We start from the raw sequence: 18,255 nt of genomic DNA, 5'->3' as shown, positions 1-18,255 counted from the left end.
GCTCAGGCGAGGCGTACGGACGTGCGGTGCAGCGTGTTCGTGAAGCCGAGCCGCCGGTAGAGGCGGATCGCGCCGACGTTCGTGGGGTAGACGCCGAGCGCGACGTGCCCGTGGCGGGCGGACAGCGCCCGGGCCATCCCGGCGGTGAGCGCCGCGCCCAGGCCGCGCCCGCGCTCGGCCGGCGCGACGGCCAGGCCGGCGAGGAAGCCGACGTCACCCCGGCTGCGGTCCGCCCCGCAGGCCACCAGCCGGTCCCCGTCGCGGATGCCGTACCAGTCGACGATCCCCGGGTCACCGGGACGGGAGGTGGTGGTCGGGAAAGCCTCGTCGATCAGCGCGCTGAGCGCCGGATGGTCGGCCTCGCCGAGCCGTACCACCCGCTCCTCGCCCGGCTGCCGGGGCGGCGGGGTCGTGGTCCAGAGGAAGTACCAGTCCGCGCGGTCGGCGACGGCCAGCCGGCCCGCCGCCTCCTCGGGCGCGAACCGGGGCAGGTTCAGCCGGTCGCCGGACGTGAGCACCCCGTCGGCGACCAGCGACGCGCAGACCTCCAGCGCGGGTCCGGCGGCGCCGATCGCCGCCGCGGCCGGCCCCTGCCCCGGGGGCAACAGCCACACCACGGCGCCGTCGCGCCGGTAGGCGCGCGGCTCGCTGTCGCGCCACAGCGAGTGCAGGGCGTACGGGTGGCGGCCGGTGGCGGCCAGGACGGCGTCCCGACCGTGCAGAACCTGGTCGGCGATGATCATGCCGTCAGCCTAGGAGCCGCGCGTGCGGGTGCTCCGGTCGGCCCTCGGCGTCCACCGTGGAGATTGACGATCGGACCGATCGGGTACATCCCGGGCGACCTACTGGCCACCCCCACCGGAGGACCACCATGCTCGCCATCCTCGCGGCGATCGTCTTCGGCTTCGCCCTGCTGCTCGACCTGATGAACACCAACTTCGGCGCACCGGACCTGTTCAACTGGAACACCCTCGTGCTCATCGGCCTCCTGCCGCTCGCGCTCTACCTGGCCGGGGTCGGCCGGGGACCGGGCGGCAGCGGTCGCGGCCGCTGGTACTACGGCCGTCGCCCCGGGCGGGGCTGACCGGAACCGATCATCGACGGGTCGGGCCGTGGCGCGATTCCGGCGCCGCGAGCCCGGCCCGGTACTGTTCTCGTGATGGAGTCCGACGCCCTCTTCACCCTCGGCGAACCCGCCGGGGCGCCCAGCGCCCCCGCGGGTTCCGGCGGCGCCGACGGCTTCACGGCGGTGGGGCCGGATTCGCCCCTGCCCGTCCGGATGCGCCCCACGAGCCTCGACGAGCTGGTGGGGCAGGACCACCTCCTCGCCCCGGGGGCGCCGCTGCGGCAGCTCGTCGACGGCGGGGCGCCCCTGTCGGTCATCCTCTGGGGGCCGCCGGGCAGCGGCAAGACCACCATCGCCCACCTGGTCGCCCGGGCCACCGACCGCCGGTTCGTCGCCATGTCCGCCCTCTCCGCCGGCGTCAAGGACGTCCGGGCGGTGATCGAGACGGCCCGCCGGCAGCGCCGCAGCGGCGGCCCGCAGACGGTGCTCTTCATCGACGAGGTGCACCGGTTCAGCAAGACCCAGCAGGACTCGCTGCTCGCCGCCGTCGAGGACCGCACGGTCACCCTGCTGGCGGCCACCACGGAGAACCCGTACTTCTCGGTCATCTCGCCGCTGCTGTCGCGGTGCGTGCTGCTCACCCTCCAGCCGCTGGACGACGAGGCGGTCCGCGGCCTGCTGCGCCGCGCGGTCGCCGACGAGCGGGGTCTCGGCGGAGCCCTCACCCTGGACCCGGCCGCCGAGGACCACCTCGTCCGGCTGGCCGCCGGCGACGTCCGCAAGGCGCTGACCGCGCTGGAGGCCGCCGCGGCGTCGGCCACCGCGCTGGGCGCCGGGCGCATCGACCTGAGCACCGCCGAGCAGGCCGTGGACGTGGCCGCGGTGCGCTACGACCGCGACGGCGACGCGCACTACGACGTGGTCAGCGCGTTCATCAAGAGCATGCGCGGCTCGGACGTGGACGCCGCGCTGCACTGGCTGGCGCGGATGCTCGTGGCCGGGGAGGACGCCCGGTTCATCGCCCGCCGGCTGGTGATCTTCGCGAGCGAGGACGTCGGCATGGCCGACCCGAGCGCGCTGAGCGTGGCGACCGCCGCGGCGCACGCCGTGGAGTACGTGGGACTGCCCGAGGCCCAGCTCAACCTCGCCCAGGCGGTGATCCACCTGGCGACGGCACCCAAGTCGAACTCGGCGACCACCGCGATCGGGGCGGCGATCGCCGACGTGCGGGCCGGGCGCGGCGGTCCCGTGCCGCGCGCGTTGCGCGACGCCCACTACTCCGGTGCGCGGGGGCTCGGCCACGGGGCCGGGTACCGCTATCCCCACGACGACCAGCGCGGTGTGGTCACCCAGCAGTACGTGCCCGACGACCTGGTGGGTGCCGACTACTACCAGCCCACCCAGCACGGCGCGGAGCGGTCGGTGGCCGCCCGGCTGCCCCTGCTGCGCCGGATCGTGCGCGGCCTGCCCGCCCCGGCGACCCGACCGCAGGAGGCCGAGACGGCGGCGAGCCGTCCGCCGACCGCCGAGGGGATGGCGTCGACAGGGTCGGACGAGGCGCCGCGGACACGGAACGACCCGCCGGCCGACGGGACGCGGGTCGCGCGTGAGCCCTCGATGGCCTCGGCGGGGCGGGGGCCGGCAGCGGGCAACGGCGGTCGACCGGCGGGCTCGCGTGACGCCGGCGCGACGGAGGAGGGCGGCAGGGACGCCGCCGGAGAGGGTCATCAGTGAGATCGCGTGGTGAGCGACCGGAGGACGGCCCGGACGAGCGGCGCGATCCCCGCGCCAAGGGCCGCCGTTGGGGTCGGGGCCGGGCGGAGGCCGAGCCGGAGGACGTGGCCGGCGGCGAGGAGTTCGGCTGGATCGACGACCTGCGGACCGCCAAGCAGCAGCGCGTCGAACTGGGGCCCGACTCGCCGGACCCCGTCGCGCCACCGGCGCCGCACGGCGCCCCGACGCCTGCCTCCCGGCCGGCCCCGGACGCGCCGCCGCACCCCGGTGGCCCCGGGCTGCCGCCCGCCGCGCCTCCGGTGCGCCCCGGCCCGGAGAACCCGCCCCGCTCGCGCCCGGTCGAGGGGCCGTGGCCCGGTGCGCCCGAGCCGCCCCCGGCGGGCCGCCGCCCGGAGCCGCGACCACCGGCTGCCGGCGTGCCCCCGGCCGCCCCGGGCGTGCCCCCGGCCGCTCCCGGCCGGCGCGCCGCCGCGCCGGCCCCGGGCCCCCGCCCGGCCCCCTCGGGCCCGGTGGATCCGCACACGGCCCCGCCCGGCGCCCGGCCGACCTCGGGTGGTCCCGCGGGTCCGCCGGCGCCGCCGGTCTCCGGCGCGGCGGCCGTTCCGCGCGGGGCCCGGCCGACCTCGGGTGCTCCGGCCGGTCCGGTTCCCGGTGCCGTGCCGCCCGGTGCCCGGCCGACCTCGGGTGCTCCGGCCGGTCCGGTTCCCGGTGCCGTGCCGCCCGGTGCCCGGCCGACCTCCGGTGGCCCGGCCGGCCCGGTGCCGCGCGGCGCCCGGCCGACCTCCGGTGCTCCGGCCGGTCCGGTCCCCGGCGCCGTGCCGCCCGGTGCCCCGCCGATCTCCGGTGCGCCAGCCGGTCCAGTCCCCGGCGCCCGGCCGACCTCCGGCGGCCCGGCCGGTCCACGGCCCCGCTCGGGCCCCCGGCCGGCCGGCGGTGACCCGGAGGGCCCCCACCGCGCCGGCCCGTACGGCACGCCGCCCACCTCGGGCGCCCCGGTCGACCACCCCCGTGCGCCCGGCGCCGGGGTACCTCCGATGCCGCCGCCCGGGCCGGAGGCGACCGGCCGGCGTGCCGGGCCGGCACCGACCCCGCCCACCGACGCGCCCGGCGGCCGGCCCGGCGGTCGCGCCCGAGCCACCGGCCGTGGGCGTGAGGAGCAGCCGGTCGACCCGACCGTCCCCGGCGCGCCGATCGCCGGACCGGACCGGCCGCCGGCCGGTCTGCCGCCCGCCGGCGCACCGCGACCCGACCCGGCCGCCGAGCCGGGACGCCGGGCGAACCCGCGCCGGCGCGGGCCGGCCGATCCGGCTCTGCCCGGCGCCACCGACCCGACCCCGTCCGCGGGCGGGCGCCGACGCGCACCGGAGCCGGACGTGCCGGTGCCGGCGAGCGGCAACGCCCCGCCGGTGCCGGCCTCGCCAGACCAGACGACCGACCGGGGCACGGGCGGTGGACGCCGCCGACGGGCGGCCCCGGACGAGCAGGACACCGCGGCCCACCGCCACGTCGGCGCGGAGGCTCCACCCGCGATCCCGGACGGTGCGGGTTCCGTCCCGGGCCGCCGCCGGGCGGCGGAGGAGGCGGAGCCCGGCCCGCACCGGCGTACCGACGCGGGTGGCGCGTCCCGCGGCGAGCGACCCGAGCGCCCGGCCGACTGGCTGCGGCAGGCGGGCCGGCTGCCGCACACCGACCCCAAACTGCCGATCGTCGACCGGGACAGGGAGACGCCGGCGCCGCCGCCGAACCGGTCGACCGGGCGGCGTCCGGCCCCGGGGCTCGTCCCACCCGCTCCCGAGCAGGCCGCGCCGCGGTCGACGGGACGCCGGGGCGCCCGCGCCGCCGGGCCGGAGCCGACCGGAGAGACGACCGGTCCACGCCGCGCCGCGCCCGAGGCGCCGACCGGCGCTCGCCACGGTGCCCCCGAGCCGGGCCGCGACGAGCGGGCCGGCCGGCACGGGCCCGTGGGGCCGCACCGGCCGCTCGACGACCCGCACGCCGTCCCCGACCACGGGCTGGCCGACCCCACCGGCGGCCATCCCACCGGCGCGCCGCGCCGCCCCACCTCGCCGGACGGCCCGGTGCGCGGCGCGGCCCGCCCCGGCCCCGACCCGACGGTCCGCCCAGGGCCGGCCGGTCCGGCGCGTGGTGCGGCCCGCCCGGCGGCGGATCCCGTGACGGGCCCCGGCCCGGAGGTTCCGGCCGGTCCGGCGCGTGGTGCGGCCCGCCCGCCGGCGGATCCCGTGACGGGCCCCGGCCCGGAGGTTCCGGCCGGTCCGGCGCGTGGCGCGGCCCGTCCGTCAGCGGATCCCGTGACGGGCCCCGGCCCGGAGGTTCCGGCCGGTCCGGCGCGTGGTGCGGCCCGCCCGCCGGCGGATCCCGTGACGGGCCCCGGCCCGGAGGTTCCGGCCGGTCCGGCGCGTGGCGCCGCCCGCCCGCCGGCCGAGCCCGGCACCGGACCCGTCCCGGATATCCCGGCCGGTCCCGCGCGTGGTGCGGCCCGGCCCGGTGTCGACGGCCCCGCCCGGGGCGCCGCCCGGCCGGACGCGCCGGTCCGAGGTGCGGCCCGCCCCGACACCGAGCGGGGCCCGGACGGCGTGGGCCGCCCGCCCGCACCCGACGAGCCGGGCCGGCCCGTGGCCGGACCGCCCCCGACCGGCCCCGTCGCGGCGGCACGCGCCGTCGCCCGCCCGCCCGCCGAGGACCGGATCGCCGGCCGCGCGCTGCCGCCGCAGCGGGACGCGGGCCGCCCCGAACCGTCCGGTGTGTCGCCGATCCCCACCGCGGAGCCGCCGGTGGTCGCCCGGGCCGCCGCTGCCGTCGCACCACCGGCCGCACCGGACGCGCCGGCGCACGAACCGCCGGAGGCGCCGCCGCTGCGCCGGGCCGCCGACGAGGGCGACGGGAGTGACGGGAAGGCCGCCGCCTCCGCCGGTGGCCTGCGGGGTGCCCGCTCCGAGCTGCGCCGGCAGATGCGCGAGCGCCGCCGGCTGCGGATGGGCGTGCTGGCGCTCGTCAGCCTGCTCCTGCTCGGCGCCGTCCCGCTCTACTTCGGCTTCCGTACGCTCAGCCGCGACCCGGTCTTCGACTCCCTCGACGCGCTGGAGGTGCCGGCCTGGGCGGAGGTGAAGATCGTCGACGACGTCAGCGGCAGCCGCTGGTGCCTCGTCGAGTGCCGGCTGCGCGAGCGCACCATCACGTCGGAGCGGCCGCCGGAGGAGACCGCGAAGGTGTTCCAGGACGCGCTGCGACAGGACGGGTGGCGGTCGTGGAAGGTCGCGAGGTGCCCGGAGGAGGAGCAGAAGGGCAGCTACACCTGCTGGCGCAAGGACGAGCTGACGCTCGACCTGTGGGTACGCGAGCCGGCCTGCGTGCCGCCGCCGGTCGACGGTGAACCGGCCATCGTGCCGTCGCCCGATCCGTCGGCCGCTGCGGGGACGTGCACCGGCTCGTTGGTGTCGGTGAAGGTCCGCAACGCGATCGACGACGAGCGGACCCGGCCACTGCCCAGCACTGATCCGTCACTCACCGGCGATCCGTTGTCGTCACTGACCGGTGACCCGCTGGGCGACCCGACACCGTCACCGTCGTGAGCCGATTTCCATCACGGACGGTAGGGTCTGGGGCTGGCAGGCCCGCCTGCTCCCGTTGACCGGTGACGGTCGTCGAGCGGCGGTGTGGGTACGACGGTCGCGCGGTGGCGGGAACGTCCGGTTCGGTTGAAGGTTGCTTGAGGAGGACAGGCGTGGGCATTTTGGAGATCGCGGCGCTGATCGCGGCGATCGCGTTCGCGATGCTGGTGTTGATCCTGACCCTGCCCATCCTGCGGCTGCGGCACACCGTGGACGCCACCACCCGGATGATCAACGACCTGAACGACCGGACGGGTCCGCTGCTCGGTGACGTGAACACCACCGTGAAGAACGTCAACACCACGCTGGAGCAGGTGCAGACCTCCCTCGACGGCGTCAACCTCCAGCTGGCGAAGGTCGACACGATGACCGGTCACGCCCAGAACGTCACGGCCAACGTCGCCAACCTCGTCGCCGTGGTCTCGGCCGCGGCGGCGAACCCGCTGGTCAAGGTGGCGGCGTTCGGCTACGGCGTACGCCGGGCGGCCGCGGCGCGCCGGCACGCCGAGACCGAGCGTGAGGTGCGCGACGCCATGAAGCAGCAGCGGCGGGCCGCCCGTCGCCGCGACCGCTGACCCGCCGGCCGCGACCAGGAGGTGCAGAGGAACATGAGACGCTTGTTCTGGCTGGGTGTGGGGCTGGCCGTCGGTGTCGTGGTGGTCCGCAAGGCCACCCGCACGGCGCAGTCGTACACGCCGGCCGGCATCGCGAGCACGTTGTCGCAATCTGCTGGCGGTCTGGTCGAGTCGCTGCGTAGCTTCGTGGAGGACGTCCGGGTCGGGATGGCCGAACGCGAGCAGGAGATCCACCAGGCGTTCGCCCAGGGCGAGGCGTTCGACGACCAGTTCGCCGACCTGCGGGAGGATCCGCGGATCGGCGACCGAGAGATCTTTCCGGAGGAACACCAGCGATGAAGACGGCGGAGATCAAGCGGCGCTACCTCGCGCATTTCGAGGCCAACGGCCATGCCGTGGTGCCGTCCGCTCCGCTGCCCGCCATCAGCGACCCGAACCTGCTGTTCGTCAACGCCGGCATGGTGCAGTTCGTCCCGTACTTCCTGGGTCAGCAGACCCCGCCGTACAAGCGGGCGGTCAGCGTCCAGAAGTGCATCCGCACCCCGGACATCGACGAGGTCGGCAAGACCAGCCGGCACGGCACGTTCTTCCAGATGAACGGCAACTTCTCCTTCGGTGACTACTTCAAGGCCGGGGCGATCCCGCTCGCCTGGGACCTGGTCACCAAGCCGCAGTCCGAGGGAGGTTTCGGCCTCGACCCGGAGCGGATCTGGCCGACGGTCTACCTCGACGACGACGAGGCCTTCGAGATCTGGCGCTCGGTGGGGGTGCCGGCCGAGCGGATCGTGCGCCGCGGCAAGGCGGACAACTTCTGGTCGATGGGCATCCCCGGCCCGTGCGGCCCCTGCTCGGAGCTCTTCTACGACCGCGGCCCGGAGTACGGGCGCGAGGGCGGCCCGGCGGTCGACGAGGACCGCTACATGGAGTTCTGGAACCTCGTCTTCATGCAGTACGAGCGGGGTCCGGGCACCACGAAGGAGGACTACCCGATCCTCGGCGAGCTGCCGGCGAAGAACATCGACACCGGCATGGGCCTGGAGCGGATGGCCTCGATCCTGCAGGGCGTCGACAACCTCTACGAGATCGACGAGGTCCGGCCGATCCTGGACCGGGCGGCCGAGCTGACCGGCAAGCGGTACGGCGCCAACCCGAGCCACGTCGCGAGCGAGTCGCACCCGGACGACGTGCGGCTGCGGGTCGTGGCCGACCACGTGCGCACCGCGCTCATGCTCATCGGCGACGGGGTGACCCCGTCGAACGAGGGGCGCGGCTACGTGCTGCGCCGCATCATGCGCCGCGCGATCCGCGCCGTGCGGCTGCTCGGCTGGCAGGACCGGGCGCTGCCCGAGCTGCTGCCGGTGGCCCGGGACTGCATGGCGCCGTCCTACCCGGAGCTGGCCGCCGACTTCGACCGGATCGCCGACTACGCGTACGCCGAGGAGGACGCGTTCCTGTCCACGCTGCGGGCGGGCACCACGATCCTCGACGCGGCGATCGCCGAGACCCGCACCGCCGGGGGCAGCTCGCTCTCCGGCGAGAAGGCGTTCCAGCTGCACGACACGTACGGCTTCCCGATCGACCTCACCCTGGAGATCGCGGCCGAGCAGGGCCTCCAGGTGGACGCGGAGGGCTTCCGCCGGCTGATGGCCGACCAGCGGGCCCGGGCGAAGGCGGACGCGCAGGCGCGCAAGACGGGGCACACGGACCTGTCCGCGTACCGGGCGGTGCTCGACGCGGGCGGCCCGGTGGAGTTCACCGGCTACAGCGAGGTGTCCCGCGAGTCGCGGATCCGGGCGCTGCTCGGCGCGGCCGGCCCGCTGGGCGGCGCGGTCGAGGGGGAGACGGTCGAGCTGGTGCTCGACACCACCCCGTTCTACGCGGAGGGCGGCGGTCAGCAGCCCGACCAGGGGCTCATCACCGTGGGCGGCGGCCAGCTGGAGGTGTTCGACGTCCAGCAGCCGGTGCCCGGCCTCATCGTGCACCGTGCGCGGGTGGTCCGGGGCGAGGTGCGCCCCGGCGAGACCGGCTTCGCCGAGATCGACACGAGCCGGCGGCGGGCCATCTCCCGCTCGCACACGGCCACGCACCTGGTGCACCAGACCATGCGCAACTTCCTCGGCGAGTCGGCCACGCAGGCCGGGTCGCTGAACGCGCCGGGCCGGCTGCGCTTCGACTTCAACACCCCGACCGGAGTGGCGCCGAGCGTCCTGCGTGACGTGGAGCAGCAGGTCAACGAGGTGCTCCTGGCCGACCTGGAGGTGCACGCCTTCATCACCTCGCTGGAGGAGGCGCGCCGGATCGGGGCGATGGCGCTGTTCGGCGAGAAGTATGGCGAGCAGGTGCGGGTCGTCGAGGTCGGTGACTACGCCCGCGAGCTGTGCGGCGGCACCCACGTGGCCCGGTCCGCGCAGCTGGGTCTCGTGAAGATCCTCTCCGAGTCGTCCATCGGCTCGGGCGTACGCCGGGTCGAGGCGCTGGTCGGGATGGACGCGTTCAACTTCCTGGCCCGCGAGCACCTGCTGGTCTCCCGCCTCGCGGAGCTCTACCGGGTGCCGTCCGACCAGGTGGCCGACCGGGTGGAGCAGACCGTCACCCAGCTGCGCGACGCCGAGAAGGAGTTGGAGAAGCTGCGGGCCCAGCTGGTGCTGGGCGGGGCCGGGGCGCTCGCGGCCCAGGCCCGGGACGTGCGCGGGGTCGCGTACGTCGGCACCGAGGCGCCCGAGGGCGCGGCCGGCAACGACGTGCGGACCCTCGCCCAGGAGATCCGCGGCAAGATGGACCCGGCGCGGCCGGCGGTGGTGGCCGTGGCGGCCCGCAACAACGGCAAGGCGTCGCTGGTGGTCGCCGTGAACCAGGCGGCCCGCTCCCGGGGCCTGGCCGCCTCGGATCTGGTGAAGGCGGCCTTCTCCGGGCGGGGCGGTGGCAGCCCCGACCTGGCCCAGGGCGGCGGCCTGCCGGCCGCGGAGGCGCCGAACCTGCTCGTGACCGTCGAGAAGGCGATCGCCGAGGCGTGATGCGCGGTCATCTGCGACCAGGGCGGACCACCCGGTCCGCCCTGGCCCGTCTCGCCCGGGACGTCCGGTGACCGGACCGTCGCGGGGTGTCCGCCTCGGCGTGGACGTCGGGCAGGTCCGGGTGGGCGTCGCCCGCTCCGATCCGCACGGGGTGCTGGCCACCCCGCTGGTGACGCTCGCCCGCGACCGCACGGCGGCGCCGGACGCGGTCCCCAGCGACCTGGCAGAGCTCGCCGCCCTGGTCGCCGAGCACGAGGCGGTGGAGGTCGTCGTGGGGCTCCCGGTCGACCTCGCCGGTCGTCACGGACCGGCGGCGGTGCAGGTGAAGGCGTACGCTGAGCGACTGGCCGATGTGATAGCGCCGGTGCCGGTAACGCTTACCGACGAGAGGATGTCGACGGTCGTGGCTTCTCGTAGGCTGGCCGAACGTGGTGTCCGAGGAAAACGCCAACGCGCGGTGGTCGACCAGGCCGCCGCGGTGGAGATCCTGCAGAGCTGGCTGGACGCGCAGCGGAGGCGGACGTAATGATCGACGATCTCGACCTGGGCTTCGATGAGGCGGATCGGGGGGAGAAGGGGCGGCACCGGCGCAGCTACGTCCGCAAACGCAACGGCAAGGGCGGCGGCCGGGGCCGGACGGTCCTCGCGTTGCTGCTCGCCCTGGTCCTGCTCGGCGGCATCGGCGGGGGCGCGTTCTACGGCTTCGACCGGATCCAGAACTACTTCGTCACCCCCGACTACGAGGGCGCCGGGACCGTCGAGGTCACGGTCGAGATCAAGCAGGGCGCGCTGATCGCCGACATGGCGGACACCCTCTACGCCGCCGGGGTCGTGAAGAGCGCCAAGGCGTTCGTCGAGGCGGCCGCGGACAACTCCCGCAGCCGGAACATCCAGCCCGGCACCTACAAGCTGCGCAAGCAGATGAGCGGGGCGCACGCGGTCAACGCGCTGCTCGACCTGAAGAACCGGATCGTCAACGGCGTCACCATCCCCGAGGGCCGCACGGCCAAGAACGTGTACAAGCTGCTCTCGGAGAAGACGAAGATCCCGGTCAAGGAGTTCGAGACCGCCGCGAAGGACCCCATCGGGCTCGGCGTGCCGGACTGGTGGTTCAAGCGCAGCGACGGCAAGAAGGTCAAGCCGTCGATCGAGGGCTTCCTCTACCCGGACACCTACGAGATCCCGCCGAAGGCCACGGCCGAGAGCATCCTCAAGCTCATGGTGGAGAACTTCCTCACCGTCACGGGGCAGATGGAGTTCGCCGACCGGGTGCAGAAGGAGCGCGGCGGCATCACCCCGTACGAGGCGCTGGTCGTCGCGTCGCTCGCGCAGGCCGAGGCCGGCAACAAGGACGACCTCGGCAAGGTCGCCCGGGTGGCCTACAACCGGGTGTACGGCGAGTTCCCGTGCGGCTGTCTGGAGATGGACGTCACGGTCAACTACTACCTGGAGCTGATCGGGAAGCCGACCAAGGCGTCCAAGGACATGACCGACGCCGAACTCGACGACCCGAAGAACCCGTACAACCGCAAGCTGCGCGGTCTGCCGCCCACCCCGATCAACAACCCGGGCAAGGAGGCCATGGCGGGGGCCATGGACCCGCCGCCCGGCAAGTGGCTGTTCTTCGTGGCGATCGACAAGGAGGGGCACTCCGCCTTCGCCGAGACGTACGAGCAGCACCAGCGCAACGAGGCCAAGGCCCGGGAGGCCGGGATCATCTGATGACGCGGCCACGGCGGGCGGCGGTGGTCGGCAAGCCGATCGCGCACTCCCTCTCCCCGGTGATCCACAACGCCGGCTACGCGGCGGCGGGGCTGGCCGGGTGGTCGTACACCCGGATCGAGTGCGCGGAGTCGGAGCTGCCGGGGCTGGTCGCCGGCCTGGGCCCGGAGTGGGCCGGGCTGTCGGTGACCATGCCCGGCAAGGAGGCGGCGCTCGCGGTGGCCGACGCCGCCTCGCCGGTCGCGGTCGCGGTCGGTGCGGCGAACACGCTGGTACGCCGGCCGGACGGCTCGTGGTACGCCGACAACACCGACGTGACCGGGATGGTGGAGGTGCTCGCCGGGGCGGGGGTGCGGCCCGGCGCGAGGGTGACCGTCCTCGGCGCCGGCGGTACCGCCCGGGCGGCGCTGGCCGCCGCGGCCCGCCTCGACGCCCGTACGGTGACCGTGGTGGCCCGCCGGGCCGCCGCCGTCGACGGGCTGCGCCCCGTGGCCGACGCGGTCGGTGTGCCGGTGAGAGGCGCCGACTGGGCGGACGCCGCCGCGCACCTCGACGCCGACGTGGTCGTCTCGACCGTGCCGAAGGGGGCCGCCGACCCGCTCGCCGACGCCGTGACCTGGCGGCCGGAGACGGTGCTCTTCGACGCGCTCTACGACCCGTGGCCGACGCCGCTGGCGACCGCCGCGGCGGCCGCGGGCTGCCGGATCGTCTCCGGGCTGGACCTGCTGCTGGCCCAGGCGCTCGGCCAGTTCGCGCAGTTCACCGGCGTGCCGGCGCCGCGCGACGCGATGGCCGCCGCGCTCGCCGCCGCCCGCCGGGGCTGACCGCCCGGCCGTCCGGGACGGGCCACTGTGGGCTCCCTTAGCCGGGGTTCAAGACGCGCTTAGGCGGCCCGTGCCCTCTCCGCGACACGCCGCGAAGGTGGTTACGCTGCTCTGCGTAGACGCAGCGGACACAGGGAGTTGCCCGTGGTCAGGCGTGGACTGCACCGACGTCCCCGGACCGGCGCCGGCCGGCGCCGGGTCGCCGCGCTCGGCGTACTGGCCGCGGCGGTGGTCGCCGGCGTCGTGGCGACGATGCTGCCGCTGGTGGCCGCGGACGACGTGTCGATCCGGGCCGTCGCGGACACCACGGCCACCACCGTGCCCGAGGACGGGGACAACGCCGTCCGGACCACCCTCGCCACCTGCCCCGCCCGGTGCGACGGCAACCCCCGGGGCGGCCGCGACGCCGTGATCCGGTTCGCGGTGACCACGCTGCCCGCCACCGCCGTCAACGTCCGCGCCACTCTCCGGGTGTACGCCTGGGGGGCGTTCGCGGCCACGGTGACCGCCCACGCGTCCCCGGTCGACGCCGCCGCGGCCCGCCCGGCCCCGGCGCCACCGGGCCCCGCCCTGGACCGCGTGACCGGTGTCCGGCCCGGCTTCAACGAGTGGGACGTCTCCGGCCTGGTCACGGGGAACGGCACGGTCACCGTGTCGCTGGCGCAGACCGGCCTGGAGACCCGGATCTACTGGGCGTCCACGGAGAACCGCGACCCGGACCTGCGTCCTCGACTGCTCGTCACCTACGACGTGGGGGACCCGCCGTCGCCCGCGGCCACGACCCGCCCCGCCGTGCCACCGTCGCCCAGCGCCGCCCCGGCACGGTCCGCGCTGGAACCGTCCCCCACCGTCGAGGCGACCACGGCCGCGCCACGGCCCGCGCAGAGCCCGCCCGCCGGCCCGACCGGCTGCGGCGAGGTGTCGGCGAAACTCGTCCCCTCCTGCGGCGCCTGGTGGGGCATGTACGCGCCGGCCAGCGCGGCGATCGGCTGGGACCACGGCCGCGCCGTCGACGACGTGGAGGCGCAGGTGGGGCGGCGGTTCGACATCGTCCACCGCTACCACGACTTCTCCAACACCGGCAGCAACGGGGCCTTCCCCGACGTGTACGAGCGCCGGCAGATGCGCGAGGGTCGCCTGCTCTTCTTCGCGTGGGAGTCCCGCATCTTCTCCAGCGGCACGGTGCTGACCTGGGCCGACGTCTACGGCGGACGGTACGACGCGACGATCGACGCGGTCGCGGCCCGGATCCGCGACACCGGTGTTCCCGTGTTCCTCGGCTTCGACCACGAGCCGGAGGACGAGCCGGCCAAGGGCAGCGACGCCGACTTCGTCCGCGCCTGGCGGTACGTCCACGACCGCTTCGCCGCGGCCGGGGCGGACAACGCGGTCTGGGTCTGGACGATGATGGGCTGGTCCGGCCACTACGACCGGTACGCCGGGCTGTACCCCGGCGACCGGTACGTCGACTGGGTGGCCTACGACCCGTACAACTTCCACGCCTGCAACGGCAGCCGGGTGTGGAAGAGCCCGAGCGAGACCATCGGCCCGTTCTACCGCTGGCTCGACGAGCACGGCATCGGGGCCGGCAAGCCGCGGATGCTCGCGGAGTTCGGGACCAACGTCGACGCCGCGGACCCCACGGCCAAGCGGCGGTGGTTCGAGGAGTTCCCGGCCGCCCTCAAGGCCCACCCGAAGATCAAGGCCGCCGTCTACTTCAACTCCGCCGGCATGACGACCACCACCGCGACCTGCGACATGACGATGAACCACGACGCCTCCGCGCTGGCCGGGTTCATCCGCGCCGGTCGGGACGACCACCTGAGGCAGCCGACGCCGGGGAGCCGCTGACCGCCGGCCCGTGGTCGCCGGTCCGTGGTCGCCGGTCCGTGGTCGCCTGTCCGTGATCGTCGGAAGAGTCGGACATCCGACTTCCGTTCGTCGATCGGCCAATCGGCGGATATCGCGGACCGTGGTCGACGGGGCACGCTACGCGAGGTCTGGATCCACCTTGGAGGCGCAGCGTGCCCGAACTCCCGTCCGCCCGGCGGCCCGCCGGACGACTTCGCATCCGGGCGGGGGTGGTCGCACTGGCCACCGTCGCCGCGGTGCTGACCGTGCCGGCGACGTCCGCCGCGGCCGCGGTCCCCGCCCCGCAGCCCGGGACCCTCGTGTCGGCGGACCCGGCCGACACCACGCCGCACGCGAGGGACGGGGAGACGCGCGCCTTCGCGCAGATCGGGGACACGGTCTTCGTCGGCGGCAGCTTCACGCAGATCCGACAGACCGCCGCTTCCGCGTGGATCGCCCGGCCCTACCTCTTCGCGTACGACCGGCGCACCGGGGCCATCTCCACGACCTTCCTCCCGGCGCTGGACGGTGCGGTCAACTCGCTGGTCGCCGGCCCGGGCGGGACGCTCATCGTCGGCGGCGCCTTCAAGAACGTCAACGGCGTGTCCCGCAAGAACCTGGTGGCACTGCACCCGGGCACCGGGGCCACCGTCGCCGGCTGGGTCGGCCGCTCCGACGGCGGGATGATCCGCGACATGGCCCTGTACGGCAACTGGCTCTACGTGGCGGGGGCCTTCAACTGGCTCAACGGCGCCGCGCACTCCGGGCTCGGCCGGCTCGACGCCACCACCGGCGCCGTCGACCCGACGTTCACCGTCGACGCCACCGTCGGCCGGCACGGCACCGGGTCGTACGCCTGGACCATCGACCTCACGCCCGACGGCCGCACCCTGGCCGTCGGCGGCAACTTCACCTCCGTGGACGGCCTGCCGCGCAACCAGATGGCGCTCGTCGACGTGACCGGCACCCCGACCGTGCTCGACTGGAGCACCGAGAAGTTCGTGGCGCCCTGCGCCTCGCCCGCCACGTTCGTCCACTACGTGCAGGACGTGGAGTTCGGCCCGGACGGCAGCTGGTTCGTGGTGGGCACCAACGGCGGCGCGGGCTGGCCCGCTGCGTACTGCGACGCCCTGGTCCGGTTCGAGACCGGCGCCCGGGGCGCCGGGCAGCTGGGCACCTGGGTGAACTTCACCGGCAACGACACCATCACCTCGGTGGAGGTGGCCGACAACATCATCTACCTCGGTGGGCACTTCCGCTGGCTGAACAACCCGAACGCGAGCGACGCGGCCGGGCCCGGCGCGATCGACCGCCTCGGCATCGCGGCCGTCACCCCCGCCACCGGCCTGCCGGTCAACTGGAACCCCGGACGTCGCGGCAGCGACACCATGCCTCCCGGCACCAGCACCTGGGGTTCGCAGGTGCCGGTGCTCTGGCGGGGCAGCGACGGCCTCTACTTCGGGCACAACTCCGACGGCATGGGCCGCGAGTACCACGGCCGGCTCGGCATGTTCCCGCTCGCCGGCGGGCGGACCATCACGCCCAAGAACCCGCCGACCGCGACCACCGGCCACCTCTACCTCGGCACGGCCGAGGGGCAGCTCGCGAAGGTGCCGTTCGACGGGGCGGCGCTCGGCGCGCCGACCACGGTCAGCCAGCCCACCTACACCGGGGCCGGAGCGACCTGGCGGGTGAGCGACCGCATCTACTGGTCGCACCTCGTCCCCGGCACGCCCACCGGCAGCCGCCTCGACATCTCGATGTTCAACGGTGGCGCCATCGGCGTGCCGTGGGAGTCGTCCGGCTACAACGACTGGTTCAACCCGGCGGCGATGACCGGCGCGTTCTTCCTGGACGGCCGCCTGTACTACACCCGCGCCGGCGCCAACGCCCTCTACTACCGCTACTTCGAGGTCGACGGCAACTACCTCGGCGCCACCGAGTTCACCCTGCCCACCACGGGCATGACGTGGTCGTCCGTGCGGGGCATGGCCTGGGTCGGAGGCCGGATCGTCTACGGGGCCACCGACGGCGCGCTGCGCAGCGTGCCGTTCGACCCGGCGGGCGCGCCGGCGGTGAACGGGGCGGCCGCCACGACGCTCGCGCCCGCGACCGCCGCCCTGACCTGGTCCACCCCCCGGATGTTCTTCTCCGTGCAGTGACGGTCTCACCGTCCGTGACCACCCCTCGGTAGTGTGCTCCTGGTCGCAGACATCGACGACAGACGGTGGATCCTCCATGACTGACGCATCCGACGGCCGGCCCGCCGACGCCTCCGGCGGCCCCCCGGCGCGCACGGTCACCCTGGCCGACCTGCTCCGCGTCCCGCTGCACCGGCTCCGCCTGATCGCCGCGGCGGCCGGGGTGGGCCTGCTCGCCGCGGTCGGCTACGTGCTGGTGGCGCCGCGCATGGTCACCGCCAACGCGGTGGTGGCCGTGCGGCCGGTCGTCACCGACGCGTTCACACCCAGCGGCGCGGCCGCCGACCGGGCGGTGAACATGAACGTGGAGAGCGGCATCGCCACCGGGACGGAGGTGGTGCGGAGGCTGGCCGACGCGAACGGCGGCGACCAGCGCGACGTGCGGGACGCGCTCACGGTCGAGGTGCCGACCGGCGGGCAAATCCTGCGGTTCGCCTACCGCGCCCGCTCCGCCGACCAGGCCGTCCGGAGCGTCAACCTGGCGGCACAGACCTACCTGGACGTACGCCGCGGCATGTACGAGAAGCAGCGGGCGGAGATGCTGCGCTCGTACGACGACAGCATCGGCAGGGTCACGGCGCAGCAGGGCGCGTTGCAGCGGCGGATCGCCGGCGCCCGCGACGGTGCCCTCGACGCCGCGGTCGCCGAACTCGCCGGGGTCAACAGCCAGCTCACCCAGCTCAACTCGGCGCGTACGGAGATCGCCGCGGTCGACGTGAACCCCGGCTGGGTCACGCGGACGGCCGAGCGCGCCCTGGTCTCCTCCGGCGGGAAGCGCCCCCTCTACCTGTTCGCCGGCCTCCTCGGTGGGGCGCTGATCGGGGTGGTGCTCGCGTACGCGTGGGAGTCGGTGGACCGCCGGGTCCGGTCGGTGGCGGACGGCCGCGAGGTGAGCGGGTTGCCGCTGCTGGGCACCGTCCGGCACCAGTGGTCCCGCGGCGGGCACCGGGCCGTCGAGGCCGACCTGCGCTACGTGGCCATGGCGATCGCCGAGCGCGTCCGGCAGCCCGCCCGGGTGACCCTGCTCGCCGCCCGGGAGGACCCGACCCTGCTCGCGGCGGGCCTCGCGACGGCGCTCGCCGTCGAGGGGCGGGAGGTGTTCGTGGCCGACGACAGCGGCCGCGTCGAGCGGCTGCGGGCGGCCGTGCTCGCCGACGAGGTGCGGGTGCCCACCGTCGTCGACCGGAGCCGACCCGCCGTGCCGAGGCCACGCCCGTCGGGCGCGACGGTGCTCGGCGGCCCGACGGCCGAGCCCGTGACGTCACGGCGGCCGTCCCCGCGCCCGCCCGGCGCCGCCCCCTCGGTGGAGGTGGACCCGACACTCACCCTGTCCCGGCTCGGGACCGCGCGCGACGGTCGCAACGGCCGGGTGGTGAGCGTCGAGGCCGTGGTGGTCGGCCTCGGCAGCGTCCGGTTCGGCAGCTGGCGGCAGGGCGCCGACCACGGCCTGGTGCTCTACAACGCACCGCCGGCGGAATCCGACCCGCGCGGCGTCGTCATCGCCCGCCAGGGCACCGCCGTGGTCGTGGTGGAGCGGGACCGGACCCGGCAGAGCGATCTGCGGCGGCTCGTGGACCGGCTCCGCACGGCCGGCGTCACACCGCTGGGCTTCGTGCTGACCCACAACGGCTGGGGCTGA

General features: G+C 75.5%; 13 protein-coding genes. 12 read left to right on the top strand and 1 reads right to left on the bottom strand.

Translation table 11 applies throughout. The features are described 5' to 3' along the window. Positions 1 to 2 precede the first annotated feature (2 nt). The gene (locus D7I43_RS12745; protein ID WP_120328687.1) at positions 3 to 743 is read right to left on the bottom strand and encodes a GNAT family N-acetyltransferase; all 741 of its coding nucleotides are present in this window, start codon (positions 741 to 743) and stop codon (positions 3 to 5) included. 128 nt (positions 744 to 871) lie between these two features. Here D7I43_RS12745 and D7I43_RS12740 point away from each other — a divergent pair, with 128 nt between their 5' ends. The 12 genes from D7I43_RS12740 (at position 872) to D7I43_RS12685 (ending at position 18,255) form a co-directional block, all read left to right on the top strand. Further along, a complete protein-coding gene (locus D7I43_RS12740; RefSeq protein WP_120328686.1) occupies positions 872 to 1,084 on the top strand; it encodes a hypothetical protein in 213 nt (70 codons plus the stop codon). 75 nt (positions 1,085 to 1,159) lie between these two features. Then, positions 1,160 to 2,800 (top strand): replication-associated recombination protein A, encoded by a 1,641-nt coding sequence (locus D7I43_RS12735; RefSeq protein ID WP_240032935.1) that lies wholly within the window; start codon positions 1,160 to 1,162, stop codon positions 2,798 to 2,800. 2,969 nt (positions 2,801 to 5,769) lie between these two features. Further along, complete coding sequence (locus D7I43_RS34260; RefSeq protein WP_120328891.1) at positions 5,770 to 6,390, top strand: hypothetical protein; 621 nt, start codon at positions 5,770 to 5,772, stop codon at positions 6,388 to 6,390. A 152-nt stretch (positions 6,391 to 6,542) separates the two neighbouring features. Next, positions 6,543 to 7,004 (top strand): DUF948 domain-containing protein, encoded by a 462-nt coding sequence (locus tag D7I43_RS12725; protein WP_120328685.1) that lies wholly within the window; start codon positions 6,543 to 6,545, stop codon positions 7,002 to 7,004. A gap of 33 nt (positions 7,005 to 7,037) precedes the next feature. Further along, positions 7,038 to 7,343 (top strand): hypothetical protein, encoded by a 306-nt coding sequence (locus D7I43_RS12720; RefSeq protein WP_120328684.1) that lies wholly within the window; start codon positions 7,038 to 7,040, stop codon positions 7,341 to 7,343. Continuing rightward, positions 7,340 to 10,018: an alanine--tRNA ligase gene (alaS, locus tag D7I43_RS12715; protein ID WP_120328683.1), complete on the top strand. Its 2,679-nt coding sequence runs from the start codon at positions 7,340 to 7,342 to the stop codon at positions 10,016 to 10,018. The genes D7I43_RS12720 and alaS overlap by 4 nt, the downstream gene beginning before the upstream one ends. 67 nt (positions 10,019 to 10,085) lie before the next feature. Further along, the gene (gene ruvX / locus D7I43_RS12710) at positions 10,086 to 10,544 is read left to right on the top strand and encodes a Holliday junction resolvase RuvX (RefSeq protein ID WP_120328682.1); all 459 of its coding nucleotides are present in this window, start codon (positions 10,086 to 10,088) and stop codon (positions 10,542 to 10,544) included. Continuing rightward, a complete protein-coding gene (gene mltG / locus D7I43_RS12705) occupies positions 10,544 to 11,740 on the top strand; it encodes an endolytic transglycosylase MltG (RefSeq protein WP_120328681.1) in 1,197 nt (398 codons plus the stop codon). Before ruvX ends, mltG begins: the two co-directional genes overlap by 1 nt. Continuing rightward, complete coding sequence (locus tag D7I43_RS12700) at positions 11,740 to 12,564, top strand: shikimate dehydrogenase (protein WP_120328680.1); 825 nt, start codon at positions 11,740 to 11,742, stop codon at positions 12,562 to 12,564. Before mltG ends, D7I43_RS12700 begins: the two co-directional genes overlap by 1 nt. Before the next feature lie 144 nt (positions 12,565 to 12,708). After that, the gene (locus tag D7I43_RS12695; protein WP_120328679.1) at positions 12,709 to 14,415 is read left to right on the top strand and encodes a glycosyl hydrolase; all 1,707 of its coding nucleotides are present in this window, start codon (positions 12,709 to 12,711) and stop codon (positions 14,413 to 14,415) included. A 218-nt stretch (positions 14,416 to 14,633) separates the two neighbouring features. Beyond that, positions 14,634 to 16,577 carry a hypothetical protein gene (locus D7I43_RS12690; protein WP_120328890.1) on the top strand — a complete coding sequence of 648 codons (1,944 nt, stop codon included), beginning with the start codon at positions 14,634 to 14,636 and terminating at the stop codon, positions 16,575 to 16,577. Positions 16,578 to 16,653: 76 nt separating this feature from the next. Continuing rightward, on the top strand, positions 16,654 to 18,255 hold the full coding sequence (locus D7I43_RS12685; RefSeq protein WP_120328678.1) for a GumC domain-containing protein: 1,602 nt from the start codon (positions 16,654 to 16,656) through the stop codon (positions 18,253 to 18,255).

The organism is Micromonospora globbae (assembly GCF_003610785.1).
Taxonomy (GTDB): domain Bacteria; phylum Actinomycetota; class Actinomycetes; order Mycobacteriales; family Micromonosporaceae; genus Micromonospora; species Micromonospora globbae.
The sequence above is the reverse complement of the archived record's forward strand: the minus strand, read 5'-3'. Positions and strand labels throughout refer to the sequence as shown.